At 66.4% G+C, this 24,855-nt stretch carries 15 protein-coding genes; 11 read left to right on the top strand and 4 right to left on the bottom strand.

The genetic code is table 11. The features are described 5' to 3' along the window. Positions 1 to 659 precede the first annotated feature (659 nt). The 7 genes from SH602x_RS01020 to SH602x_RS00990 all read left to right on the top strand — a co-directional run bounded on the left by SH602x_RS01020 (position 660) and on the right by SH602x_RS00990 (position 11,028). On the top strand, positions 660 to 4,556 hold the full coding sequence (locus SH602x_RS01020) for an MFS transporter (protein ID WP_479475040.1): 3,897 nt from the start codon (positions 660 to 662) through the stop codon (positions 4,554 to 4,556). 213 nt (positions 4,557 to 4,769) lie between these two features. Beyond that, entirely contained in the window at positions 4,770 to 6,140 is a 1,371-nt protein-coding gene (locus SH602x_RS01015) for a hypothetical protein (RefSeq protein ID WP_479475039.1), read from the top strand. Between the two features lie 135 nt (positions 6,141 to 6,275). Further along, complete coding sequence (locus SH602x_RS01010; protein WP_479475038.1) at positions 6,276 to 7,166, top strand: trypsin-like serine peptidase; 891 nt, start codon at positions 6,276 to 6,278, stop codon at positions 7,164 to 7,166. Between the two features lie 262 nt (positions 7,167 to 7,428). Beyond that, positions 7,429 to 7,980: a sigma-70 family RNA polymerase sigma factor gene (locus tag SH602x_RS01005; RefSeq protein ID WP_479475037.1), complete on the top strand. Its 552-nt coding sequence runs from the start codon at positions 7,429 to 7,431 to the stop codon at positions 7,978 to 7,980. Then, positions 7,977 to 9,980, top strand: a complete 2,004-nt coding sequence (locus tag SH602x_RS01000; RefSeq protein WP_479475036.1) for a FecR domain-containing protein — start codon at positions 7,977 to 7,979, stop codon at positions 9,978 to 9,980. The genes SH602x_RS01005 and SH602x_RS01000 overlap by 4 nt, the downstream gene beginning before the upstream one ends. Before the next feature lie 68 nt (positions 9,981 to 10,048). Beyond that, a complete protein-coding gene (locus tag SH602x_RS00995) occupies positions 10,049 to 10,738 on the top strand; it encodes a DUF2461 domain-containing protein (RefSeq protein WP_479475035.1) in 690 nt (229 codons plus the stop codon). Between the two features lie 44 nt (positions 10,739 to 10,782). Continuing rightward, positions 10,783 to 11,028, top strand: a complete 246-nt coding sequence (locus SH602x_RS00990; RefSeq protein ID WP_479475034.1) for a hypothetical protein — start codon at positions 10,783 to 10,785, stop codon at positions 11,026 to 11,028. A 339-nt stretch (positions 11,029 to 11,367) separates the two neighbouring features. Here SH602x_RS00990 and SH602x_RS00985 read toward each other — a convergent pair whose 3' ends face one another. Both SH602x_RS00985 and SH602x_RS00980 read right to left on the bottom strand, forming a co-directional pair. Continuing rightward, the gene (locus SH602x_RS00985; protein ID WP_479475033.1) at positions 11,368 to 12,261 is read right to left on the bottom strand and encodes a hypothetical protein; all 894 of its coding nucleotides are present in this window, start codon (positions 12,259 to 12,261) and stop codon (positions 11,368 to 11,370) included. A 75-nt stretch (positions 12,262 to 12,336) separates the two neighbouring features. Then, on the bottom strand, positions 12,337 to 13,566 hold the full coding sequence (locus SH602x_RS00980) for an LL-diaminopimelate aminotransferase (protein ID WP_479475032.1): 1,230 nt from the start codon (positions 13,564 to 13,566) through the stop codon (positions 12,337 to 12,339). Between the two features lie 311 nt (positions 13,567 to 13,877). Between SH602x_RS00980 and SH602x_RS00975 the strand changes: the two genes are divergently transcribed. Then, entirely contained in the window at positions 13,878 to 16,703 is a 2,826-nt protein-coding gene (locus SH602x_RS00975) for an MMPL family transporter (RefSeq protein ID WP_479475031.1), read from the top strand. Positions 16,704 to 16,815: 112 nt separating this feature from the next. Here SH602x_RS00975 and SH602x_RS00970 read toward each other — a convergent pair whose 3' ends face one another. Beyond that, positions 16,816 to 18,348, bottom strand: a complete 1,533-nt coding sequence (locus tag SH602x_RS00970; RefSeq protein ID WP_479475030.1) for a serine/threonine protein kinase — start codon at positions 18,346 to 18,348, stop codon at positions 16,816 to 16,818. 288 nt (positions 18,349 to 18,636) lie between these two features. After that, positions 18,637 to 18,915: a transcriptional regulator gene (locus SH602x_RS00965; RefSeq protein WP_479470301.1), complete on the bottom strand. Its 279-nt coding sequence runs from the start codon at positions 18,913 to 18,915 to the stop codon at positions 18,637 to 18,639. Positions 18,916 to 19,797: 882 nt separating this feature from the next. Here SH602x_RS00965 and SH602x_RS00960 point away from each other — a divergent pair. From SH602x_RS00960 to SH602x_RS00950, 3 genes are all read left to right on the top strand, one after another. Then, positions 19,798 to 22,335 (top strand): hypothetical protein, encoded by a 2,538-nt coding sequence (locus SH602x_RS00960; RefSeq protein ID WP_479475029.1) that lies wholly within the window; start codon positions 19,798 to 19,800, stop codon positions 22,333 to 22,335. An 83-nt stretch (positions 22,336 to 22,418) separates the two neighbouring features. Then, positions 22,419 to 23,261 (top strand): hypothetical protein, encoded by an 843-nt coding sequence (locus SH602x_RS00955; RefSeq protein WP_479475028.1) that lies wholly within the window; start codon positions 22,419 to 22,421, stop codon positions 23,259 to 23,261. Further along, positions 23,258 to 24,685: a glycerate kinase type-2 family protein gene (locus tag SH602x_RS00950; RefSeq protein ID WP_479475027.1), complete on the top strand. Its 1,428-nt coding sequence runs from the start codon at positions 23,258 to 23,260 to the stop codon at positions 24,683 to 24,685. The genes SH602x_RS00955 and SH602x_RS00950 overlap by 4 nt, the downstream gene beginning before the upstream one ends. Positions 24,686 to 24,855: the final 170 nt, after the last annotated feature.

Raw genomic sequence — 24,855 nt, 5'->3', positions numbered from 1 at the left:
GGCGCCATCGATCCGAGATGCTCCTGAGGCCTCCGATCCGCTTCGCGGACGCCGGTTGAGGCAACCGGCGCCACCCAGGTCGCGCGACGATCGATCGAGAAACGGCGACGGCAGGTCGCGACGAAACAGCATGACGGCGTCCATGAACGGCAGAAGCGTGCCAGCCACGGCTCCGCAGGAATGCGGCTCCGCCCGGCGTCTTTCAGTCTAGGCGACCTTGCGGCTCACGTAACCCTTAACGCGTCGAGGCTCCGTGAGGAAAAGCTCCGAAACGCGGACGGACCGTGTGCCATGGCTGGCTTGTCCAGCCGTGCGGACGCTGGTTATGCGTGGGTTAATCGGCTGTCCGACGCAAGGAGAGCGGGCGACACGCGGTCGCATCGAGCCGCTGACAGCTCTCCAGTTCTCAGCACGGCTGGACAAGCCAGCCATGGCACACGGACGTTCCAGCTCCCAGCTCCGCTACTCATTTGACAGGCTGCGCAAAATGGAGCGGCGACGGGGCTCCAAGCCCGAAGCGGCGGTCGCGGAGCCTTCGTCTCCGATGCCGAGGTTGCGATACAACGTAACCCTCGCCGGCGGGTACACTTTCCGCTGATCGAACCGCCCTGCCGAGGGATCGGCAGAGCATGCACCCTCGTACGCAGCGGTAGAACTGGATGTCGCTCGAAGCGGCTCTTCCCACGGATCGCGGCGCCTGGCAGGGGGGCGAGGGGCTCGCCTCCCGCACTTACGCCGGGCTGCTCCTGACGCAGTTCTTTACGGCGCTGAACGACAATCTGTTCCGCTGGCTCGTGATCGGGATCGGGAAGGATTACTACCCCGACAATCCGGCCTTCGTGCTGATGGTCGGGACGGCCTGCTTCGTGCTGCCGTATCTGTTCCTGGCGGCGCCTGCCGGATACTTCGCCGACCGCTTCCGCAAGCGGACGGTGATCCTGTGGTGCAAATGGGCGGAGCTGGCCATCCTGATCCTCGGAACGCTGGCGATCGTACTGGGGAGCTTCTGGCTGCTGATCGGCGTCGTGCTGCTGCTCGGCGCACAAAGTTCGCTCTTCGCGCCGGCCCGATTCGGATCGCTTCCGGAACTGCTCAAGCCCGAATCGATCTCGGCGGCGAACGGCTGGTTCGGCTTCGCCACGATCGGCGCCACCGTCATGGGCATGGCGGGCGGAAGCTATCTCTACGACGTCGCCGGCTACAAGGGGATGGAGCAGTGGTGGATCCCCGGCGCGACCGTCATCGGCGTCGCGCTCGCAGGCCTGGCCACGAGCTACCTGATCCGCAGCGTCCCGGCGGGCGATCCCGGAAGACCGTTCCCCTGGTTCGCCATCCAGGCCACGATCGACGAACTGAGGACGCTGGCCGCGAAGCCGTCGCTGCTGCGGGTCGCGATCGGCATCGCCTTCTTCTGGGCCGTCGGAGCGCTGGCGGTCAACAACATCGATCAGTTCACGATGGAGTCGGGCGGGCTTCACGAGTCCGATAAGACGCCGTTGCTGCTCTGCCTGACGATCGGCCTCGCGGTCGGCAGCGTGCTCGCCGGCGTCCTCTCGGGCGATCACGTCGAGCTGGGTCTGCTTCCGATCGGCCTGTTCGGCGTGGCGCTCTTTTCGACGCTGCTGTTCTTCGTGCCGCCCCAACTGTTCGAGCCGGGGGACGCGTTGACGGGAGGGCTGATCTGGGCCGGCGCGCTCCTGTTCTTTCTAGGCGTCAGCTCGGGCATGTTCGACGTGCCGCTGGAGTCCTACCTCCAGCGCCGCAGCGATCCCGACCGCCGCGGCGCGGTGCTGGCCGCGTCGAACTTCCTGACCTTCTCCGGCATCCTGCTGACGTCGGTCGTCTTCTTCGCGATGCGGGCGCCGTTGCCCGGCGACATCGCTCGCATCCCGGAAGAGCAACGAGGGCTGCCGCTCTCCGCCGAAGACGCGGACCGTCTGAATCGTTTGCTGACCCGGCACGAGAACGCGTGGGCCCGATCCGACGAAGAACGACGCAAGGGCGCCGCGACGACGGAGCCTTCGCAGCTCGAAACGACCGACTTCGGCGACCTTCGCGAGCTGACGGCGGATCTGCCCGATTCGCTTCGCCGCGAGGCGCTCGTGCAACTGGTCGCCGCCGACGTGCAGGAGCGCCAGGAGCGAAAGCTGCCGTTCACGCCGGCGTTCTATTTCGCTCTGTCGCCGAACGATCGGTTCCTGATTCGGGAGGCGTTCGATCAGGCGGTCGGTCCGCCTTTGCTGTCGACGCGCGAGGTCTTCCTGGTCGTCGGGGCGATGGCCACGCCCGTCATGGCGTACGCGGTCTGGCTCATTCCGCAAACGACGATCCGATTTCTCGTTTGGCTCGCCGTCCACTCCATCTATCGCGTGCGGGTGGTCAATCGAAAGTACCTGCCCGACTACGGCGGAGCGGTGCTGGTCTGCAATCACGTCTCGTGGCTGGACGGATTCCTGCTGCTGCTGGTGACCTCACGTCGCGTCAGGATGGTGGTCTTCTCCGGGAACTTCGCGGGCGACTGGCTCACGCGGTGGGCCCGGTGGTGGGGGACGATCCTGCTGGACGCGAAGCGCCCTAAGGAGGTCGTCGCGGCGCTACGCGAGGCCCGCACGGCGCTCAACAATGGAGAGCTGGTCGGTCTGTTCCCCGAGGGAGGCATCTCCCGCACGGGACAGATCATGTCGTTCAAGCCGGGGCTGATGAAGATCCTGGAAGGGACCGACGCCCCGGTCATCCCCGTCTATCTCCACGGACTGTGGGGATCGGTCTTCAGCTTTTCCGGCGGCAAGTTCTTCTGGAAATGGCCTCGCCGCTGGCCTTATCCCGTCACGATCTACTTCGGCCCCCCCATCGAGAAGCCCAAGGACGTGCATGAGGTACGTCGGGCGGTGCAGGACCTGGGAGCGCACGCCATGACCGAAAAGCCCGAGACCCAGTCGCTGGAAGAACGCTTCATCCGCATGTGCAAGAAGCGTCTGCGCACCCGCAAGGTCGCCGACCTGCTCGCCGGCGAGATGACCGGCGGCCAGCTTCTGATGCGGACGCTCATCCTGCGCAGGCTCCTCCGCCGGCACGTCCTGAAAGAGAACGAAAAGTACGTCGGCCTGCTGCTCCCGTCGTCGGTCGTGGGGCTTGTCGCGAACCTGGCGGTCGCGCTCGATCGCCGCGTGGCGGTGAACCTGAATACGACGGTCACCTGCGAGACGCTGAATTACTGCATCCGCGAGGCCGGCATCAAGCACGTCCTGACGAGCAGGAAGGTCATGGAGAAGCTCTCCGAGCGGGAGCCCATGAACCTCGACTGCGAAGTCGTCTATATGGAGGACTTCCGCGAAGATCCGGCCAAGGGCCCCACGACGGCGGATAAGCTGGCCGGGGCGCTCGGCGCCTATGTTACCCCCGCGAGGATGCTCAGCCGGCAGCTCGGCCTGGACAAGATCGATCTCGACGACGAGGTCTGCCTGGTCTTCACCTCCGGTTCGACGGGCAAGCCGAAGGGGGTGATGCTGACGCATCGCAACATCGCCCACAACGTGGAAGGGATCTCCCAGGTCGTCCACCTCACCAAGCAGGACGTCCTCGTCGGGATCCTGCCGTTCTTTCACTCGTTCGGGTCGACGGTCACGATCTGGGGGACCGCGACGCTCGATATCGGCGGTTGCTATCACATCTCGCCGCTCGACGCGAAACAGGTCGGCAAGGTGATCCAGAAGTTCGGCGGCACGATCATCGTCGCGACGCCGACGTTCCTCCGGATGTACCTCGCCCGCTGCACGCCGGAAGAATTCAAGACGCTCGACGTCGTCGTCGCCGGCGCCGAGAAGCTGCCGGAAGATCTTTGCGAAGCGTTCGAGAAGAAGTTCGGCGCACGCCCCGTGGAGGGCTACGGCGCGACGGAGCTGTCGCCCCTCGTGTCGGTCAACGTTCCGCCCAGCCGGTCAATCGACCAGTTTCAGGTCGACCGTAAGGAGGGCACCGTCGGGCGCCCCCTCCCGGGCGTGACGGCGAAGGTCCTCGACCTCGATACGGAAGCGGTTCTCACCGCCAATCAGCCCGGCATGCTCTGGATCAAGGGGCCCAATGTCATGAAGGGCTACCTCAACAAGCCCGAACATTCGGCGGAAGTGATCCACGACGGCTGGTACAAGACGGGCGACGTCGCCTACCTCGACGAAGACGGCTTCATCAAGATCACCGGGCGCATCAGCCGCTTCTCCAAGATCGGCGGCGAGATGGTGCCCCACCTGCTGATCGAAGAGTCCATCGAAAAGATCTTGGGAGGCCAGGAATCGGGCTCCCTTCAGGTCGCAGTCACGGCCATTCCGCACCCGACCAAGGGCGAGCGCCTGATCGTGCTCCATACGCCCCTCTCGAAGCCGGTCGACGAGATCCGCAAGGAGTTGGCCGCGATGGGTCTCCCCAACATCTTCATCCCGGGCGCCGAAAGCTGGCTGGAGACGAGCGAGATCCCGGTGCTCGGAACGGGCAAGCTCGATCTGTCGGAACTGCGGAAGCGGGCGTCAGAAGCCTTCACCGCCTCCGAGACGAAGGCATAGAATCGCAGGAGCGACGGCGCAAGCGCTGCCGAACGAACGCCTGAGCGCCACGGCTGGCTTGCCCAGCCGTGCAGAGATCGTAGAGTCGCTTTGCAAAGCAGGTGGGCTTCGAACGTCGCATCGCTTGCGAGGAGATGGGTCGGAGCCATAGTCGAACGAAAGCTCGCGCCTCGCACGGCTGCACAAGCCAGCCGTGGCACACGGAAACCTTCGATGTCGGGCATGCTCCGTTACGCGCTGGCGACGATCCTCGCGATCTTCGTCATCGGGTCTGGCGACGTCCTTCTCGCTCAGGACGACCGGGCGGATATCCGCTACGAGACGGTCAGTCCCCGATCGATCGGCCAGGCGATGACGTACCGCCTGGGGATCCGCTGCGAGGGCATGCCGGACGGTTCGCTGATCGTGATGTCGCGGGACGAAGTCGCGTCCGATCGACTGCTGCAGAGCGTCGATCGCCCGGAGATCACGCGGTTTCTGCGGCGGGGCGACGTTATCACCCACGTCGACGGGGTCCGCATCGATTCGCTCCTCACGTACAACCGCGTGATGCATGCCTCCGGCGGTCGCCCCCGCCTGAGAGTCATGAACCGCGACACGGGCGGGGCGGAAGAATGGACGATCGACGCCGTTCGCCAGTTGGAGCTCGCCGAAGACGTTCCGCCGCCTGAACACGCGCCGCACGAAGAGAGCGTGGTTCGAGCCCTGCTGATCGCGCCCACGGCCGACGAGCGTCTCGCCGCGGTCGCGAACCCGTCGCTGGCGAGGGTTCGCGAGGCGCTCGAAGCCGCGTTGCCGCCGGAGCGGCTGGAGATCACGGAACTGATCGGGTCCGAATGCGACGCCCGGGGCATCCTCCGGAAGACGGAAGAGATCGCCTGCCGGGAACGCGACACGCTGTTCGTTTACGTCGTCGCCCGTTCGGGATTCGACAGCCGCTATGCGGTCGACGTCGGTTTCCAGCGGTTCGACGGGTTCGCCGTCGACGAGGACGCCGCGCCTGACGACGGACAGTTCCTGCGGCTGCAGGAAGGGGATCTGCTTCGCCGGTCGCTGTGGGAAGCGATGCTGATGCGCAACGCGCGACTGACGATCCTGCTGACTGACGCCTGCGACGAATCCACGATCCTGAACGAGTCCGCCGGACGGCTGCTGACCGAAAAGCTGTCCGGCGTCGATGACGACGCGGGGCCCGACGAAGCGGATCGGGACGCAGCGCGACGGGGCTGGGCGGAACGACTGCTGGGCCATACCGGGCGCATCGACGTCAGTTCGGCTTCGCCGGGCCATCCGGCCTGGTTCGATCCCGAACGGGGCGGCTGGTTCACCGAGGCCTGGCTGCGGGCGACGAAGCTGGCCGATCAGGCCGATCGGAATGAGTGGAGCGAGACGCTCGATCACGCTTCCCGCACCGCCGCGGAGCGCTTCGCCGAACGGTCGAAGATCCTGTCGCCGAAACGGGCTGGACTCTCGGACGCCGCGCGAGCCCGTCTGAGAGCGGAGTCCGGCGGAGTCGCCGACTTGCGAATCCTGGACGTCGAGCGGGATGCCACGCTCGATCACCTGCCGGCGCTGACGGATTGACGCCAGCCGATCCGCGGCACGGCGATTGCTTATACCGCGGCGAAGCAGCGGGCGCCGCCGAGGCGGGAAGCGGCAGTGCGTCGTTCGACGCCGCTCGCTCAGGAATCATCGCGAACACGAACGGAGTTGCGAACTGTGATTGAATCGATCCTTTTGGCCGTCACCCGCGTCAGCGCCTTTCGGGGGACCCAGAGACTTTCCGGCGCCACCGGCTTTTTCTTCGAGCGAGACGACCGCCTGTACGTCGTGACGAACCGTCACGTCCTGTTCGACGAACCGTCGAATCACCGGCCCGATCGAATCGAACTGGAACTGCACGTCGACGAGGAGAACGCGACCGTCGTGCAGCCCTTCTCCGTTCCGCTGTACGACGCTTCGAGAGCGCCGCTCTGGAAGCAGGCGGTCGACTCACAGGGCGAGGTCGACGTCGCGGCGCTGGAACTCGATCGGTCGGCGCTGCCCCCGACGCTCGTCTATCGACCCTTCACGCCCCATCACATGGTGGAGGAACTGGACGAGATCGAGGTCGGCGCCTCGCTGCTGGTCGTCGGTTTCCCGCTGGGATTCCACGACGATCTGCACCATCTGCCGGTCGCCCGACGCTCGGCGATCGCTTCGTCGTTCGGCATGCGTTTTCAGGGGAACGGTTACTTCCTGCACGACGCCCGAACCCATCGCGGCACGAGCGGCGCCCCGGTCGTCGCCCGGATGTCGCTGCAGCGCGGTCGAAAGACGCTTCCCTGGACGCTGCTGGGCGTTCATGCCGCACGCCTCGACGTGACGCGGGATCTCGATCAGGACGAGGCGCTGGGCCTGAACTGTGCATGGTACGCCGACATCATCCTGACCCTGACGGAGCCGAAGCCGGTCGTCGCAGCCGCGCCGGTCGCGTCCGCGGGCGGTCCGGTCGGAAGCGCTCCGGCGAAGGGTCCGACCGCCGCGCCGGCTCCTGCGGCTCCCGTCGCACCTGCGCCTCCCGCATCATCGGCGCCCCGACCCGCGGCTCCCGCGACCTCCAAACCGTGATTCCGACCGCAGAATCCGGCTTTCAAATCGCTCCTTCTGACGATTCGCGGCGAGCGTCTCGCGAAATTTTCGATTCCGGGGCCCTCCGTCGCTAACGGGGCGGGCCCTTCGCGGCCATCTGATTTACGATCGGGAAAGCGTCCCGGTCGTTCGCCGGGGCCGTTCGTCCAAAAAGACGGACGATCCGGCGAAGGGTCGACTTCTGCCCAGCGCCCTGGCGGTCCTCGCGACCGTCGCGCGGTCATTCGCCGGATCGACGATCATGCCGCCCGCGATTGGTCCGCCCGTGACGCAGGTCGATTTCGAAACCGTGATGCAGGAGACGCACTCCCGCATTCGCGCCTACATCGCGGGAATGGGGATCGCGTCGCACGAGGTCGACGACGTCGCGCAGGACGTCTACCTGGAACTTTACAAATGCTGGGGGAAGATCCCCGAGGATGTCGAGCCGGCCCGCTGGCTCAAGGGAATCGCCCGGAATCTGTGCCTGAACCACCTCCGGCGGCGAGCCCGGCGGGGGCGTCTGCACCATGACGCGGTGGCGGAGTTGCTGGCCGGACAGGAATCGGAACTGGAAGTCGAAATGGCCGACGGGCGGAACTCCATCGGATACGCCCTCGACGGCTGCCTGCAACGCCTGGCGCCCAAGTCGCGGCAGATGCTGCTGCTGAAATACGAACAGGATCTTTCCTCGCACGCGATCGCTGCCGCGCTGGAATCGACGGCCGAAGCGATCCGCGTGGCGATGCATCGCGTCCGGCGACAGCTTCGAAGCTGCATCGACCGGACGCTTTCGCGGGACGGAGCGTCATGAACGCAGGCGAAGGCGAGACGCTCGTCCGCCGGTATCTCGACGATCGCGATTCGCTCTCCGACCGGGAGACGCTCGCCCTCGCGCGCTGGCTGGAAGAAGATCCCGCCCGCGTCGCCGACCTGCGCAGCGACCTCGTGCTCGACGAACTCCTGGCGCAGAAGTTCGCCGTCGATCGCCGGAACTTCCCGGCGCAGGTCAGGCAGCGCGTCTCCGACTGGCTTCGCGGCGAACAGACCCTCGATACCCGGGCTGCCGAACTTCGCGCGCTCGCGGCCGGTCAGCTTCAGGAATACGCGAAGCGCCGGTCGTCGCGCCGCTGGATCGGATGGACGGTCGCACTCGCGGCGATTCTCGCGTTCGCGGCGGCGACGCCGTTGTTCCTATCGGCGTGGCATCCGACGGTCGCTCGAGTGGAGACGATCCAGGGCGACGCGTTCGTCGCGGACGGGGATGCGTCGAAGCCCCTTCGAGCCGGCGACGAACTTCGCGCCTCCGATCGCCTTCGCGTCGACGAAGGGGGACGCGTGGAACTCATCTATGCCGATCAGACTCGCGTGATCTTCGAAGCGGGCACGGTGGCCACGCTCGCCGACAAGCCGTTCGGAGGCGCGAAGCGAGTGCAGGTCGAGCGCGGCGAACTGACGGCCAGCGTCTCTCCGCAACCTGCCGGGGCGCCGATGACGTTCGTGACGCCGCATTCGGAAGCCCGCGTGCTGGGGACGGAGCTGCTGCTCGACGTCAGCCAGGAGGCGACGCGGCTGGAAGTGCGCGAGGGGAAGGTCGAGTTCCGCCGGACGCTCCCCTCGCGAGGCCGGGAGCCGCAGTCGGTCATCGTGAAGACCGACCAGTCGGGCCTCAGCGCCCGGAGCGGCCTGGCGTTGGAAGAAGGGCTCTGGCCGACGCGACGCGCAGGGCTCGTCTTCCTGCATGTCGCCTCCGCGGCGGGCATCTCCTTCGACGATCCGCAGACGGGCGAAGCCCGCACGTCGACCGTCGCGAGCGAGGGTAGAGCCTGGTTCGACCGACTCTACCGGCTCGCCGTCGACGGAGGTCGCTTCGTCGCGGCGGACGACGACTCCCGAATCGTCGCGGCAGCCTTATCTAAAGCCGGCAGCTTCTCGCTCGAGACGACCGTGCTGGCGATCGAACCGACCAGGGAGAGCGTTTCGCTCGTGCGAATGGCTGATCCTGCCGATCCGAACGTGCCGCCCGCCTTTGAATTGCGGCTGCAAGGAACGAAGCTCTCGCTGGCTTTCTCGATCGAGGCAGCGTCGGGCGAACCGGATGCCGAGGCGAAGCCGCCGACCCTGATAGAGCGCGACCTGGGCGAGCTTTCGCCGGGCGAACCGATGCATGTCGTCGTCACCTACGGTGAAGGGCGTCTGCATGCCTATCGCGACGGAACGCCGGCGCTTCAGGAGCAGGTCGAAGGCGCCGGGTCGCTCGTGGCTGTCGAAGGGACGAAGCTGTCGTTCGGGCCGACGGACAGCCGCGGGCCGGGCTTCTCCGGGTCGCTGGAGGCGATCGCGATTTACGACCGGGAACTGGCCGCTCGCGAAGTACGCCGCAACTCGCTGGAACTCCGACGGGCGCGATCGCTGCGACTTGATGAAAAACGCGTGGTTCTCCGCGTCTCCCCGGTCGATGCCGAGACGTTCACGAAGGCGTGGGACGCGGGGCCGGCGAAGCTGACCGAAACGTCGCTCGTCTTCGTCGATCTGTCCCGAACCGACGCGCCCGAGAATCAACCCGCATACGTTTCAATCGCGACGATCGTCGATCCGCAGCGACCGGGCGAACGCGAACGCGTGGCCGAACTGCTGAGGCGGGGCGAAGCTGCGGGCGTGCCGCTGCGCGAGATCCCGGGCCTGGAACGACTGCCCCGGGGGGAGCTGTCCCTTCCGGCAGCGCATGCGGTGACCATCGGCCCGAATTCCCAGTTCTTCGTCGAAGGCTTCGCCGGGGAAGTATCAGGCGAGACAGGCGATTCTCGTGATTAAGGCGGGGCCGAAGCGGTTCGCTATAGTGAGCGAATCCATTCCTCCCGCTTCGTGCGGACGCAGAGACCATGGCTCCCTTCGTCGGCTTTCCTGCCGACCTTGAAAAGTTCCTCGTCGAACTGAAACGGCATAACGAGCGGCCCTGGTTCGAGAAGAACAAGGACCGCTACGTTCGCGTCCTGAAGGAACCGGCGCTGGCGTTCATCGCCGCGATGCAGGGGCCGCTGGAGAAGCTCTCGCCGTTCGTCGCCGTCGATCCCAGGCCCGTCGGCGGGTCGCTGATGCGGATCTATCGCGACACGCGGTTCGCGAAGGATAAGACTCCGTACAAGACGAACGTCGGCATCCAGTTTCGGCACGTCGCGGGCAAGGACGTACACGCGCCGGGCCTCTACGTTCACCTCGATCCGGACGGCTGCTTCTTCGGCGCCGGGATCTGGCATCCCGAGAGCGCCGCGCTTCGTCGGATTCGCGAAGCGATCGTCGCCGACCCGAAGGCCTGGGTCGCCGCGCGCGATTCCAAGCCATTCCGCGAGCGCTATTCGCTGGAAGGCGAGAGCCTCTCCCGCCCGCCGCAGGGTTTCCCTGCCGACCATCAGCAGATCGACGACCTGAAGCGGAAGGACTTCATCGGCGTCGCGAAGTTCGACTTCGCCGACGCCCGCTCGCCCGCCTTCGTGAAGCAGACCGCCGACGCCTTCAAAGCCGCCGCGAAGCTGATGCGATTCCTCTGCAACGCGGTGGGTCAGCCGTTTTGAACGACGACGGCGCCGAACGTACGATGGAAGGGAAGGAGATCCTCATGTCCGACACGCTCGCACAGATCGACGAATTCCGCCGCTTCGCCGAGCAGCGTCTCGCTGCGGGGGAGAGACGCACGGTCGCCGAGTTTTTCGACGAGTGGATGGGGGATTCGCGTTCCGATGTGGAGCGAGACGCGGATTTGCGAGCCGTCGAGGAGGCGCTTCAAGACTTCGACTCAGGCGATCGCGGACGTCCTTACGAGGAGGTCATCGCGGAAATTCGCCAGAAGTACGGTCTGTCGTGAGCGAGGTCCGCCTGCGCCTCGGACCCAAGGCCGTCGAAGATGTCGACTTGACGGTAGAGTGGCTTTCCCGACGCTCAGTTTCGGGAGCGGAAGCTTGGTTGCGCGCTCTCGACCATGCGAAAGCGGCTATCGTTCTCGCGCCGACTTCGTATCCGTTGTCTCATGAGGCGCGTCGACTCCGTCGCGACCTCCGAGAAGCTCTCTTCAAGACCAGGCACGGGAACACGTATCGCATCATCTTTGTGCTGGATGGGGACGAGGCCGTCGTCCTGCGTGTACGCGGCAGCGGTCAGCAAGGTCTTCGGCGAAGCGATCTGTAGCTTCCTCGACAAAGAAGCTTCACGGAAACGGCAGTCCCTCCAGCGTGTTCCGCGCGGCCTGCTCGGCACGCCAGCGTTGCAGCAGGCCGTTCTCCAGTTCGCGACGCCGGCGGGGGTCGAGATAGGGCCAGGCGGCGTCGGTTTTCGGAATCGCGTACGCGTCGACGCGGTAAGCGATCGCGGCGCCGGAGCGCTGTCCGGTGCGGCAGACGAGCCAGACGAGATCCTCGCCCTCCTTCACCCGGCCCAGGACGGCGACGCTGACCAGTTCGTCGGGCAGGAGCATCTCCAGCGCGGCGAGCGGGTTCTCCGGCGTCGCCTTCGCGTTCTTGAGCTTGCCCGCCTTCGACATCAGCGACTGCACCTCGCTCGGCAGCGCGAGCGACCAGCCGTCGCCGTCGACGACGCAGGTGACGACGCTCGCTTTGGGTCCGCCCGTCTTGCAGACGACGTGGACCAGTTTGTCGGCCTCCTTGACCTCGCCCAGCGGCTGGAAGGTCAGGTCCCTTTTCGTCTCCGCGAAGTCGGGAACCTGCTCGACCATTGCCTTGAGGAAGTCGGCCAGGACGTCGGCGGAATCGGCCTTCGCGATCGCGTCCCGCGACGCCGCATCGCGGAAGAACCCGCCGATGACGTGCAGCACGTCCGCCTCCTCCGCGGCGTCCATCACGGCGATCGCGAACTTGCGAAAGCGTTCGCGCTCGTCAGGATGGACCAGCTTCGCGTAGTCGAGAAAGCGTTCTTCCTGCAGCGCCTTGGCGGCAGTATCGGCGAGGGCGGAGGGAGTCTTCGCCTCGGCGGACGTCGCAGTATCGGCAGCCTTCGGCGCTTCGTCCTGGGCCAGCGTCGCCCGGACAGCGCCGAGCGTCAGGATCGATACAAGGAAAGCAGCTAAAAGCGACAAGCGGTACATGCCGGGATTCCGCACGGAGGACGATCGCGGCGGCGCTCGATCCGCGCACGCCGCGTTTTCCCCAGCATGGCAGAATCAGAACGCCAACTGAATGTTCTTCAGCCGCGATTCGCAATCAGCCATCAGGGCATCCTCGGCAGCTTCGTCGGCGGCTTCGTAGGTGACGCTGAACCTCAGGAACGCGCCGGCGTCGTCCCAGGGGACGGTCACGATCGACTGCTGCGTGATCAGGAACTCGGCGGCTTCGCCCGCGTTCTTGAAGGTCGTCGACCCGGCGGACTTCGGAGCCTTCGTGTAGAGGAAGTACGACCCGCCCGGCATCGAGCACTCGAAGCCGCAGCGCCGCAGCGTCGCGACGAGCTTTTCGAGGCGCCGGCGGTACTTCGCGCGGATCCGCTGCGGGATCGACGGGTCGTCGAGCGCGGCGGCGCCTGCCTTCTGGATGGCCATGAACTGGCCCGAGTCGCAGTTGTCCTTCACGTCGGCGAAAGCCTGGACCAACAGGCGATTCCCGGCGACGAAGCCGAGGCGCCAGCCGATCATGTCGAAGCCCTTCGACAGCGAATGGACCTCGACGCCGACCTCCTTCGCGCCTGGCACCGACAGGAAGCTAAGCGGCTCGCCTTCGTAGGAGAGCAGGATGTGCGCGGCGTCCTGCACGACGACGATTTCATTCTTCTGCGCGAACTCGATCGCCCGCTTGTAGAAGTCGACCGTCGCGACCTTTCCCGTCGGGCTGTTGGGATAGCAGAGAACGAGCAGCTTCGCCTTCGCCGCCACGTCGCGGGGGATGGCGTCCAGATCGGGGAAGAAGTCGTTCTCCGGCAGCAGCGGGAGCTTATAGACCGAGCCGCCGTAGTAGGCCGTGTGCGTCCCGGCGACGGGATAGCCCGGGACCGTCATCAGGGTCACGTCGCCAGGGTCGATGAAGCAGGCGGGCAGCATGGCCAGCGCCGTCTTCGATCCGATGCAGTGGTTGACCTCGGTCGCGGCGTCGAGCGCCACGCCGAACTGCCGCTGCATGAACCGCGCGGCAGCCTCCTTGAAGGCGAGGATGCCGTTGTCGGCGTAACCGCGGTTTTCCTTCTTGTCGGCTTCGGCCTTCAGAACCTGACGCACCGGCTCGGCGGCCATGTCGTCGTTCTCGCCGATGCCGAAGTCGATCAGCGTCCGGTCGGGATAATCGGCGAGCGCCTTCCGCTTGGCTCGCTTGATCTTCTCGAACTTGTAGATCTCCGTGCCCTTGCCGTAGTTGGCGCCGCCGATGCGATGGGCGAACAGCTTCTGAAAGTACGGGTCGCTCATCGAGGGGCAGTTTCCGCAGGGCGAAAGGGGAAGGCCGGACGATTCGCCGCCGTCGACCGGCGCCTGCCTGGACAGACGATCCGACGGGACGTTCGGGAAGAAGGACAGCGTACCCCTGCCTTCCGGTTCGCTCAACCGGCGGAAGACGCCGCTTGCTGCGGGGCCGGAGAGCGTCGGGGCGGATCGGTCGGTTCTTGCGGCGGGTAGGGGGGCGCCGTCCAATGATTCCGGTCGCAGCGTCATGAGCGCGTCGATCCGCAACTTCGAGCAGGCGCTTCGGCCCCTGATCCCTCCCGCTCCCCATTCCCGCCATGTTTCGTCGGCTCGGCGAGTTCGTCGCTCGCTATCCGTGGTTCGTGGTCGGGGCGTGGATCGCGCTCGCGGTCGGCGTCTGGTTCGCCGCGCCGAAATGGGACGCCGTCGCTCACGACAGCGATTTCGATTCGCTGCCGGCAGGCCTCCCCAGCACCGAGGGCGAACGCCTGCTGCGTCAGGCGTTCCCGGACGACCGGGGGCGAAGCTCCGTCGCGCTCGTTTTTCATCGCGATGGGAAGGAGCTGTCCGCGCAGGACATTTACCTGATCCAGGACGCCACGGCGGACTTCCTGACCGGTCTCGGCGATCGGGGGTTCCCGGACGAACGTTCGCAGGCGGGCGACGCCGCCGACTCGAACGCGGGCGCCCCGGACGCATCCGCCCCGGACGCATCCGCTCGGGCGATTCCTTATGAAGAGGTCGTCGCCGCTTACCGCGACGCGATCGCCGCGCTCGACGGAGTGATCGCCCATCTGGCCGATCGTCCCGACCAGAAGGCGTGGGAAGAGGACGCGATCGCGCGACGGGCGACCCTGTTTCGCAAACTCGCGACGCTGCATCGCCTGGCCGGCAACGAAGAAGCGCGGCGAGACGTCGCGATCGACGCGCGCTCGCTGGGGATCGATCTCAAGAAGTCGATTCCGCTCGAGCGTGCCGCCTGGGCGGAGAGTTGGGAGTTGGCGGACGTCTGGTCGCCCGCGCATGCCCTGTTCGGGTCGAAGCTCGTTTCGCCGAAGGGCGACGCACGTCTGATCGTGCTGCAACTCGGTCGGGAGTTCGCCGCGACCAGCAATATCGAACTGCTGGACGAACTGGAAGCGTTCCTGGGCGAGCTTCGCGCTCAGGCGCGGGAACGGACCGAACCGGGCCTGGACGTCGCCTATACCGGCACCGCGGCGATCGGGGGCGAAACGCTCCGATCGGCCAAAGCGAGCATCCGCCAGACGGAACTGATCACGATCGTGATGGTGATCGGCTTTCTCGCGATCATCTATCGTTCGCCGACGCTGATCCTGGCGCCGCTGCTGACGCTGGGCGTCGCGCTGGTCGTCGCGCTCGCGACGATCGCAGGCATCGCGGCGCTCTGGGCAGCGACGCTCGATCCGATCTTTCAGTACCGCATCTACGCCACGACGCGGATCTTCGTCGTGGTGATTCTGCTCGGGGCCGGAACCGATTACTGCCTGTTCCTGATCGCGCGCTACCGCGAGGCCATGCAGACGTCGCCGGACCGTCGCGAGGCGCTGGTCTCCGCCATGGGAGGCGTCGGCGGGGCGCTGGTCGCCAGCGCGATGACGACGATCCTCGGCCTGTCGACGATGCTCTTCTCCGAGTTCGGCAAGATCGCCTCCAGCGGTCCGACGATCGCGGTGAGCCTGCTGATCGGACTCTTCGCCTGTCTGACGCTGACGCCGGCGCTCCTCGCCATTCTGGGACCGCTCGCGTTCTGGAACGGTTCGCCGCGAAACCTGACGCGGGCGCGCCTGGCCCAGGCCGAAGAGCGGACGCGTCTGCCGACTGACGACGGCTTCAGCGAACGCTTCTGGCGGCGCGTCGCGGATATCGTGCTGAAGTGTCCGGCGCTGATTCTGTTCCTCGCGATCGCCCTCTTCGCGCCTGCTTTCTGGAACGGGCTCGGGCAGGGCGAGAAGACCAGCTACGACATCACCAGCCAGATCGATCCCTCCCGCCCCGCGCGGCAGGGCCTGCGAATCGTCGAGCGCTACTTCCCCGTCGGTCGCAGCTCGCCGATCACCGTGATCGTCCAAAACGACGACGCCGATTTTCTTTCCCCGGACGGAAAGCGGGAGATGGAAGACCTCGCCTCGCGACTCTACGGACCCGGCGTCGCGGCGGTCTACTCGCTGGCCGATCCGATGGGGCAGCGATCGACCGAGGAGGGAAGTCATGCCGAATCGACGGGCCGGTCGAGCCTGTTCAGCGCCAACGCCTGGCGACGCTGGACCATGCGGGCGCATCGCCTGGCGGAAAAGGCGTACGTCTCCGGAATGCAGCCGGGGGGGCACGACGTCACGCGGTTCGAGGTGATCCTGTCGCTTCCGCCGACGTCGAACGAGGCCGTCGCGACGCTCGCGGAAATGGAGACCCGGCTTCAGGCCCTGACGCAGCAGGAAGGATCGTTCTGGAACGACGCGACCTTCGCCTTCGCCGGAGCGACCGCCTCGCTCCGCGACCTGAAGCAGGTCACCCGGACCGACACGTTTCGCATTCAGGTCCTGACGGTTCTGGCCGTCTACACGGTGCTGCTCCTGCTGTTGTGGCGGCCTGTCGTGAGCGCCTACATGATCGTGTCGGTGCTGTGGTCGTTCTTCGTCACGCTCGGGATGACGGACTGGTTCTTCGCGTGGCGGTACGGCGATACCTACGACGGGCTCGACTGGAAGCTGCCCCTGTTTCTGTTCGTGATCCTGGTCGCCGTGGGCGAGGACTACAACGTCTACCTCGCCGCGCGCGTGGAGGAAGAGCGCAAGCGCCTCGGAGCGAAAGAGGGCCTGCGCGCCGCGATGATCCGCACAGGCGGCATCGTCACGAGTTGCGGCCTGATCATGGCCGCGACGTTCTTCTCCATGACCGCGGCGGACTGGCTGCCGACGCTGATCCACGTCTTTCCGTCGCTGGCGAATCGCTTCCCGGATCTGACCAGCGGCCTGCGGAGCGTGACCGAGATGGGCTTCGCCCTGTCGCTCGGCATCCTGATCGATACGCTGCTCGTCCGGACCGTGCTGCTGCCCGCGTTCCTGGCGATCTGGGACGGCAGGAAGGGCGAAGGGGCAGAAGTCACCGGCGAGCGGACGGCGTGAGCCCTCCGAGATTCCGGCGCGAGTAACTCGCTCTCTCCGTTCGGGACAGACACGGAGGGCTGACACCCTCCGCTCGCCAGAAAGCGGCATCGCGAACCGCTCACGCCAACGCCTACGCCTCGACGTCGCGGTCTTTCTCGCGGCGCGTGCGAATCAGGTCGTGCAGCGTCTTCCTCAGAGAGCCGGCGTTCAAGGGGAGGGCGAGCGCCTTGCGATGCGGCGCGCCCGGCATCTGGCTCAGCAGGTCCTTGAAGTGGCGTTCGACCAGCAGCAACAGCGGCGTCGCGGCGGTCTCCTCTTTTCGGGCGAACTCCGCGAAGGCTTCGAACGCCGATCGTCCCAGGCCTGAACTGCCGATAATCACCGCATCGACCGGCAGGTTCGTATCCTCCAGTCGAGCCGCCGCGCGGGAGGGATCGCTGATGACGAGCACGCGGTAGCCGCGCTTCTTCAACTCTTCGCGGATGGAATCCTGCACCGAAACGTCGGAGTCGATCAGCATCACCGTCGCGTCTTCGCCCTCGCGCTCGGCGTCGAATTCGATCCGCGGCGAGGCGACCGAGCCTGCGCTCTCCGGTTGCGAGGCCATCTGACCGAGCGTCGGCCCCAGGGCGTCCGCCTTGCACAGGTCCACCAGGTTCGCGACGTCGCGTCGCATATCGCCCGGCGTCTGGTAGCGCTTCGACGCGTCCAGTTCCATCGCCTTGCCGATGACGGCGGCGACCTTCTGCGGCAGATCGGGCACGAGTTCGACGAGCGGCGTCACCTTCTGGAACCGCGTCGCGGAGAGGCGTTGCAGGCGGTCGCGGGTTTCGACGATGGGCGAGTCGCCCGTGAGCATGTGGTAGAGCATGACGCCGACGAAGTAGATGTCGCTCCGGCGATCATGCTTGGCGACGCCCGAGACCCGCTCCAGGCCGACGTAGTCGACCGACCGCGGGTTGCTCATCGCGTCGTCTTTCTCCTTGCCGGTCTTCATCTCCATCGCGGCCAGGCCGAAGTCGACCAGCATGCCGCGACCGGACGAGGAGACCAGCACGTTGGAGAGCTTGATGTCGCGATGGACCACGCCCCGCTGGAACGCGTAGTCGAGGCCCGTCGCCACGTCGAGCGTGAACCGCAGCGCCTCCTCGACGGAGAACGTGCCGCGGACCTTCAGAAAGTCCCGCAGGTTACGCCCCTCGACGAACTCCATCACCATGTACGTCGCTTCGCGGCCCCGCTCGACGTCGTACACCGGGACGATGTTCGGGTGCCGCAGCGGCTTGACCATCGCCGCTTCGCGCAGGAACTGTTCGGTCGCCGTCAGATCCTCCGTGAAGCGCCGGCGCAGCACCTTCACGGCCCGGATTTCACCCGTCTCGGTATGCACCGCACGAAAGACGCGGGCGAACGTACCGGCGCCGATGATGTAGAGCGCCTTATAGGGACCGTAGAAGAACCCCGTCCGGCGACCTTCCATCAGACGATCGATCTGGAAGTTCGTGACCAGGTTTTCCCGCAACAGCTGATTGCGGAAATCCTCGATCGTCGGATCTTTCGTCCCGAGCGACGAGCGCACGCGGTCGAGGTGTCGCTGTTCGACCAAATTCAGGTTGAACAGCAACTGCGAGAGTTGTTCGACAGTAAACTTCTCGCCGGTCATCGGCATGGCGTGTCGTCGGACGCGAACGACCGCGTTCGATGCGGCGACGCCGAGACGAAGAGAGATACAGGGCGCCGGCGCGAAGGCCGTCAGCGAACGATCGGCTGAAGAACGACCGTCGGAGACGACCCGGCCGAACGACCGGCAGAATCGCGACAAGGGACGAAAAAGGGCGTCCACATCGCGACGCCCTTCGCATTGTGTTCCGAGGGCGCCCTCGATGCGAGAGGCTGGCGCCGATTTCGTGCGGGCGCCGCCGGAACCTTCGCTTCGCGCGATCGGAAGCTCTCAGCCTTCCAGTCGCGTGCGGTACTCGTCCCGTTCGCGGCGGGTCGCTTCCAGATCGAACAGCAGGTACTTCATGTCGAGCCGGAGCTGACTGAGCGCGTCCTGCACGAGCACCAGAATCCGACGGCGACGGCGGGAACTGTCGACCACGGCGTCGTAGGCGCTCTCCAGGCGTTCGCGGAATTCGGCGGGCAACTCTTCGATCAGCAGCCCGAGCTGCACCAGGTCGCGGGGGATCTCGAGGTCGTCGGCTTGCTGCAGGCGCGGGTGGGAAGACATGCGGCTCTCTCCGGTGTCGGACTCAGGTCGGCGCCGACGTAAAAAGGCGAAGCGTATGCCGCAGGAGCGCGGCAGGCGAAAGAAGTGACGCAAGCCCTTGCGAGAGAAGCCCTTAGCGAATCCGTCGCTAAGTCATCGAATTTCAGCACGTGGCGAAAAGAGGACGGAACGTCTCTGTTCGCGAAACTTAAATCTTGCTACAGCACGGCCTTATGCCGTTTCGAGCGGCTGCGGAGCCGAAGTGGCGATTCGGCGTCGTGACGTTGTCGCCCTGCATCGTCGAACCGACGGACGGCGATCGCGTTTCGTAATCGCGACGCTCCGTCGATTCGTGAGTAGGAATCGCGACGCGGTCGGCATCCTAGGCGTGGCTCTTTAGCCCCGCAATGAATTTCAGACGCTCCGCCCGACGTTTCTTCCGATGCAGTTCCGGCAGCGACGCTCGTGAAAAGTTCTCCCGACGTTCCGTCTCTTTCGCCGACTCCGCAAGCGACGCCTGCGGGTTCTGCGCCGGGCGTTTCGAGCTCGGAAGCCCACACTGCGATCAGGCGAGCATGCGAATCCCTGTGTGCCACTGCTGGCTTGCCCAGCAGTGCAGCGCCCCGGGAACGATTTCAACTTCCTGAGAGGATGCAGCACGAAGTCGCCGCTCGAAGATCGACGGCTTTCGGTCGGGAATCGACGGTTTGCATGGGCGAATCGAACGCGGCCCGCTGCACTGCTGGGCAAGCCAGCAGTGGCACACCGCGAACGATTCGTCGCCTGCGGTACAACTCGACGAATCGGCCGTTAAGCCCCGGCCGGAGCAGGGTTCTCCTCGCCTTCGCCCTCGTTACGCTGCTTGTCGGCGGAAGGGTCGGTCGGGCCGACTGGTTCGACGGAATGGAATCGGCCACGCCGACCTGGCGGCTGCTCGAATCGGACTGCCACGCGAAGACGATCGCTCAGCGACGAACCGGGGATCAGGTCCAGGAAGGGAATCTGTCCGAGTTCGCGGAAGTGCAGACCGGCTCCGGGTCGACGGCCTATCTCGGCTATCCGATCGAGGCGTCGCACGCGATCGACGAGCTTCAAATCTCGCTGTGGGTCCGCTCCGAGGCGTCGAACATCCAGATGTTCGCCCGCGCCGTCTTTCCGCGAACGCTCGACGATCAGGGCGATCCGCTGCGGTATCTCATCCCGGGCGACACCTATGTCGAGCCCGGAGCCTGGAACAAGCTGGCCGTCCACCAGCTTCGTTCGCAAGTGGAGCGCCGTGCGCAAAGCCTGCGGTCGGAGTTGCGGCGTCCGGTCGACACTCGCGGCGCCTACATCGATCTGATCGTGCTCAACGTCTACGACCGGCCCGGCAAGCGGTCGCTCTGGATCGATCGGCTGGAGATCGTCGGTCAGGTTCCGATCGAACGAACCGGGATCGCAGCGATCGGCGGCGATCCCTCGCACGTGCGACCCGCAACGGCGCTGGAACCGATCGAGCCGCTGTCGCCTGGTTCGACCGCGGAAGTCCGTCGGCAGGGTCGCCTGCTCCTCGTCGACGAGCGACCGTTCTTCGGACGCATGATCGACCGAACCGACGAGACGCTCGAATTCCTCGCCTCGCTAGGGGCGGAGGTCGTGCGTCTGCGATATGCGCCGACGCCGTTCGACCGCAGCGAGGCCCGCCGGCTGAATCTTCGGCTGGTCGTTCCGCCGCCCAGGCTGGACCAGGTGACGGACTGGGACGAAAGCTGGAAACCGATCCTCGCCTGGTCGCTGGAGGAGGTTCCTGCGGAGCAGCGAACCGCCGTGCGTGAGGCGCTGCGACTGCATCCGCTGGGGCGGCGGCGTCCGGAGATGCTCCTGGCCGACGATCCCACCCGGACGCCGCATGATGCGCCGTCGCTGTTGCTGCATGACGGCGTCTGGCTGGGCGGATCGCGCGATCTGCGGGAATTTCCCGCGTGGCTCGCAGAACGGCGAAAGGCGGAAGCCGGCGACGTGCCGTGCTTCGTCAGCGTCGCCACGCACTGGCCGCGAGCGGCGGACCGGCAGGCAAGCGCCATGGCGCCGGACTGGGAGGAGGGAGCGCCGTTCGATTCGCAAGCCGTGCGGCTGATGACCCATCTGGCGATCGGAGCGCAGGCCCGCGGCGTCTACCTGCGCTCGGATCGGTCGCTGCAGGATCCGACCTCCTACGCTCGCCAGCGAGCGTCATGCGTGCGGATGATCTTTCAGGAACTCCGCCTGTGGGAGCCCTGGATCGCGGGCGGCGAAGCGGCGACGCCCCGCAAGGCCGGCGCTTGGGATCTCTACGAGCTCGATGCCGGTCGGTCGCGGGCGCTCTTCTGCGTCCGCCAGTCGCCGAACGAACAATGCGTGCTCGTTCCTGAATCGCCGCTCCCCCTGTCGGTCTTCGTCGAAGGATCGAGTTCGGCCATGGCCTTTCGCGTCCGCGATGCCGGCCTGGAGAAGATGGATCAGTCGGACTCGCCCGGGGGGCGGACGCTGGCGCTGGCGGACGCCGGACGGATCGAAGCCTTCCTGCTGACGCAGGACACCACGGCGCTCGCGCACTTTCGTAAGGAATGGGGCGCATGGAAGCGGACGCGCTCCGATCGGGAACGCGATGCGCTCGCCGCATCCATCGCCGTCGCGGAAGAGACCGAGCGACGACTCGGACTGGTCGGCCTCTCGAGCCCCGATTCGCTGAAACGGATCGAGTGGGTCCACGCGAACCGCAAGCGAATGGACGAACTGGCCGGCAAGGATCAGGAACGGGAGATCCGCGCGCTGGCGGAGCAGGCGACGCGATCGCTCGCCGCGGTGCGGCGCGACGCGTGGAGGAAGCTCGCCCGGGAAGGGGACGCGTACGTCTCGACGCCGTTCGGGTGCGGCTACGAAGGACTCGCCTGGCGCTGGCGTTTCTCCGACACGTTCCATTCCGTGCCCGTCGCGCGCGATCTGTTTCAGGGAGGCGACTTCGAAGATCTGTCGGCGACCGCCTCCGCCGGCTGGACCAATCGGCAGATGCAGTCGCCCGGCATCGCCACCGGCGTTCGGATCACGCCGCAGGCGGTCTATCGCGGTCGGTCCGGACTGGAGGCGACGGCCACCCTGGTCGGGGCGACCTCGGAACGCTTTCAGGAAACGCGTCCGCTCGCGACGATCGATTCGCCGACGCTGAATCTCTCGCCCGGCACGATCGTCTGCATTCACGGCATGGCACGCTTCGACGGCGACGAAGGTCCGCGCGGCGCCCGCATCGTCGATTCGATCGGGGGCGACGCGATGGCGCTCTATCTGTCCGTGTCCGACGACTGGAAGCCCTTTTCGCTCTACCGGGTCGCGGGAGACCAGCCGCTCGTCATTTCGTTCGAACTCTTCGCCCCCGGCACGCTCCGGCTCGACGAGGTCGTCGCCCGGCCGGTCGAGTTGAAGTAGAGCCTGACAGCCCTGCTTCGTTCGCTTCCCGCTCCCCGGCAGGCCGGGTAGGATGCCTTCGACCGCTGGCGGGAGAAGCATCGATGACGTGGATGACGGCCTGGCTGCAACAGGGACGGGAGACCTTCCGCCTGGAAGAGGGCGAGGGGAGTCCGTCCGAACCTGCCCCTCCGCAGGTCGACGGATCTTCCGCCGAACCGAACGGAGCCGGCGCATCCCCCGACGGCATTCGGGGCGAACTGCGGCTGGAAGGGGGCGCGATCGAAGGGGTCGTGCCCGACGGGTCGGGCGTCGCGCCGCTCGATCCCGACGGGGCGATGATGCCCTGGTCGGAGTACTCCGAGGTTCTACTGATCCTCCTCGGAGCGCTCGCGCTGCTGGTCCTGATCCTGCTGGTCTATCGCCTGACCCGTCGACCCAAACGGATCGCGCTCAGCGACCGCAGCGACCTCTACATCGACGTCACGGACTTCACGCCGCAGCAGTTCGACTTCCAGTCCTACCCGCGGCTGGAGTGGATGGGCTCGCCCGCGCATCTGCCGCTGATCGTCGTCGCCTTTCAGGGGACGGGCGGAGGCGCTCTGCAGGACGCGCCGGTCAGGGCGCTGCTCGAACGGGCGATGCCGGGGCTCGGTCCGATTCTGGACGCCCATAAGACCGATATCCGCCTGTGGGATCCGCAGGTTTCCCGGCGGGGGTTCGAGCAACTCTTCTTCCACGTGGTGCCGCTGCCCGGCGATCACGGTCGCGGCACGCCCTGGTGCAGCCTGGTCTCGCGGGCGGAGTACAAGGATCGTCCGCTGCTGCTCGGGATGGTTCTTTACTCGCCGCAGACGCCGAACGTGACGCAGATGAGTTACGAGCACGAGTCGAAGCTCTGGCAGGATCTCCGCTTCGTCTCCCAGCGCGATCAGGCGCCCCGATGAGCTCGCCTCACGAAAAAAAGGGCGACCCGCTTCAGGCGAAGGGTTCGCCCCTCGAAATGGCGCTCCGTATCTGGCGGGCGGGCGTCGATGCCGTGCGCGGGGACGCGCTCGTCGAAGCAGCCGTCGCCGTTGAAGAGGGTTCGCTCTGGTTCGACGACGTCGAAGTCCCGCTCAAGTCGTTCCGCCGGCTGATCGTCGTCGGCGCGGGGAAGGCGGGCGCCGGCATGGCTCGCGGCTTCGAGACGGCGCTGGGCCCGAAACTTCTCGCCGAGAAGCAGGTCGAAGGGTGGATCAACGTTCCCGCGCCCTGCGTGGAGCAGCTTTCCCGCATCCGTCTCTTCGCCGCGCGACCGGGCGGCGTCAACGAGCCGACGGAAGAGGGCGTCGAGGGAAGCCGCCAGATCGAACGACTCGTCCGCTCGTGCAAGGCCGACGACCTGTGCGTCTGCCTGATCTCGGGCGGCGGGTCGGCCCTGCTGCCCGCGCCGATCGAAGGCGTGTCGCTCGCCCAGAAGCGGGCGCTGACGAAGCATCTCTCCGGGGCAGGCGCCGACATCGCCGAACTCAACCTGGTCCGTCGCCAGATCAGTCGCCTCAAGGGGGGCGGGCTCGCGCGGGCCTGCAATGCCGGAAGGCTCGTCACGCTGATCATCTCCGACGTGATGGGCGACCCGCTGGAGGCGATCGCTTCCGGTCCGACCGTTCCTGCGGAGCCCGACCCGGCAGGCGCCCTCGCCGTGCTCGAACGCTTCGGAGCGATCCGCGCCGGCGTCGCGCCCGAGGTCGTCGCCGTCCTCCGAAAGCAGCTCGAAGAGGCGAATTCGCGCAGCAGGAAGACAGCCGTCGCGCCCGTTCGCGCGAAGCTCGATACGGTCGTCATCGGCAACGTCGTCTCCGCCGTCGATGCCGCAGGCCGCGAAGCGGAACGGCTGGGCCTGCACTTCGCGATGGACGCCGCGACGACGCTGGAAGGCGCTGCGGAAGAAGTCGGGCGCCGTCACGCGAACCTGGCGCTGAGCATGCGCGGCGGAGGCGGCGTGGACTGCCTGATCACGGGGGGCGAGCCGACGGTTCAACTGCCGCCCGCTCATCTGCGCGGCAAAGGGGGACGCAACCAGCAGGCCGCGCTCGCCGCGCTGATCGCCGTGCGGGATGCGGACGCCGGCGCCGCCGTCCCGGGGCAGGGGATCGCCTTCGTCTCGGGCGGTACCGACGGCGAAGACGGTCCGACCGAGGCGGCAGGCGCCTTCTTCGACGAGCGGATCCTAGCGAGAGCGTCGAGCCTTCCGCAGCCGCCCGAACTTTACCTGGAGCGTTGCGACGCCTTCTCCTTCTTCGAGCCGATCGGCGGACTGCTGGTGACCGGGCCCACCCACACGAACGTCTGCGACCTGCGGGTGCTGGTGGTGGACCGGCACGATTGATGTTACGGGCATATCGACGAGTTTCGGGTGCCACTGGCTATGCCAGTGCCGAATCTGTTTAGATCGTCCAGCCTGGATGACCGAGACGTCGACGCCGGCACTGGCATAGCCAGTGGCGCCCCTGTTGAGGCTCACCGTTCCGCACTGTGCTTGTCGTGGCGAGCGACCGC

It is taken from the genome of Lignipirellula cremea (assembly GCF_056501455.1).
The sequence above is the reverse complement of the archived record's forward strand: the minus strand, read 5'-3'. Positions and strand labels throughout refer to the sequence as shown.

Coding starts and splice junctions, on each gene's coding strand:
- SH602x_RS01020 (WP_479475040.1), top strand. CDS start 660: ATGTCGCTCGAAGCGGCTCTTCCCACGGATCGCGGCGCCTGGCAGGGG.
- SH602x_RS01015 (WP_479475039.1), top strand. CDS start 4,770: ATGTCGGGCATGCTCCGTTACGCGCTGGCGACGATCCTCGCGATCTTC.
- SH602x_RS01005 (WP_479475037.1), top strand. CDS start 7,429: ATGCCGCCCGCGATTGGTCCGCCCGTGACGCAGGTCGATTTCGAAACC.
- SH602x_RS01000 (WP_479475036.1), top strand. CDS start 7,977: ATGAACGCAGGCGAAGGCGAGACGCTCGTCCGCCGGTATCTCGACGAT.
- SH602x_RS00995 (WP_479475035.1), top strand. CDS start 10,049: ATGGCTCCCTTCGTCGGCTTTCCTGCCGACCTTGAAAAGTTCCTCGTC.
- SH602x_RS00990 (WP_479475034.1), top strand. CDS start 10,783: ATGTCCGACACGCTCGCACAGATCGACGAATTCCGCCGCTTCGCCGAG.
- SH602x_RS00985 (WP_479475033.1), bottom strand. CDS start 12,261: ATGTACCGCTTGTCGCTTTTAGCTGCTTTCCTTGTATCGATCCTGACG.
- SH602x_RS00980 (WP_479475032.1), bottom strand. CDS start 13,566: ATGAGCGACCCGTACTTTCAGAAGCTGTTCGCCCATCGCATCGGCGGC.
- SH602x_RS00975 (WP_479475031.1), top strand. CDS start 13,878: ATGTTTCGTCGGCTCGGCGAGTTCGTCGCTCGCTATCCGTGGTTCGTG.
- SH602x_RS00970 (WP_479475030.1), bottom strand. CDS start 18,348: ATGACCGGCGAGAAGTTTACTGTCGAACAACTCTCGCAGTTGCTGTTC.
- SH602x_RS00965 (WP_479470301.1), bottom strand. CDS start 18,915: ATGTCTTCCCACCCGCGCCTGCAGCAAGCCGACGACCTCGAGATCCCC.
- SH602x_RS00960 (WP_479475029.1), top strand. CDS start 19,798: ATGGAATCGGCCACGCCGACCTGGCGGCTGCTCGAATCGGACTGCCAC.
- SH602x_RS00955 (WP_479475028.1), top strand. CDS start 22,419: ATGACGTGGATGACGGCCTGGCTGCAACAGGGACGGGAGACCTTCCGC.
- SH602x_RS00950 (WP_479475027.1), top strand. CDS start 23,258: ATGAGCTCGCCTCACGAAAAAAAGGGCGACCCGCTTCAGGCGAAGGGT.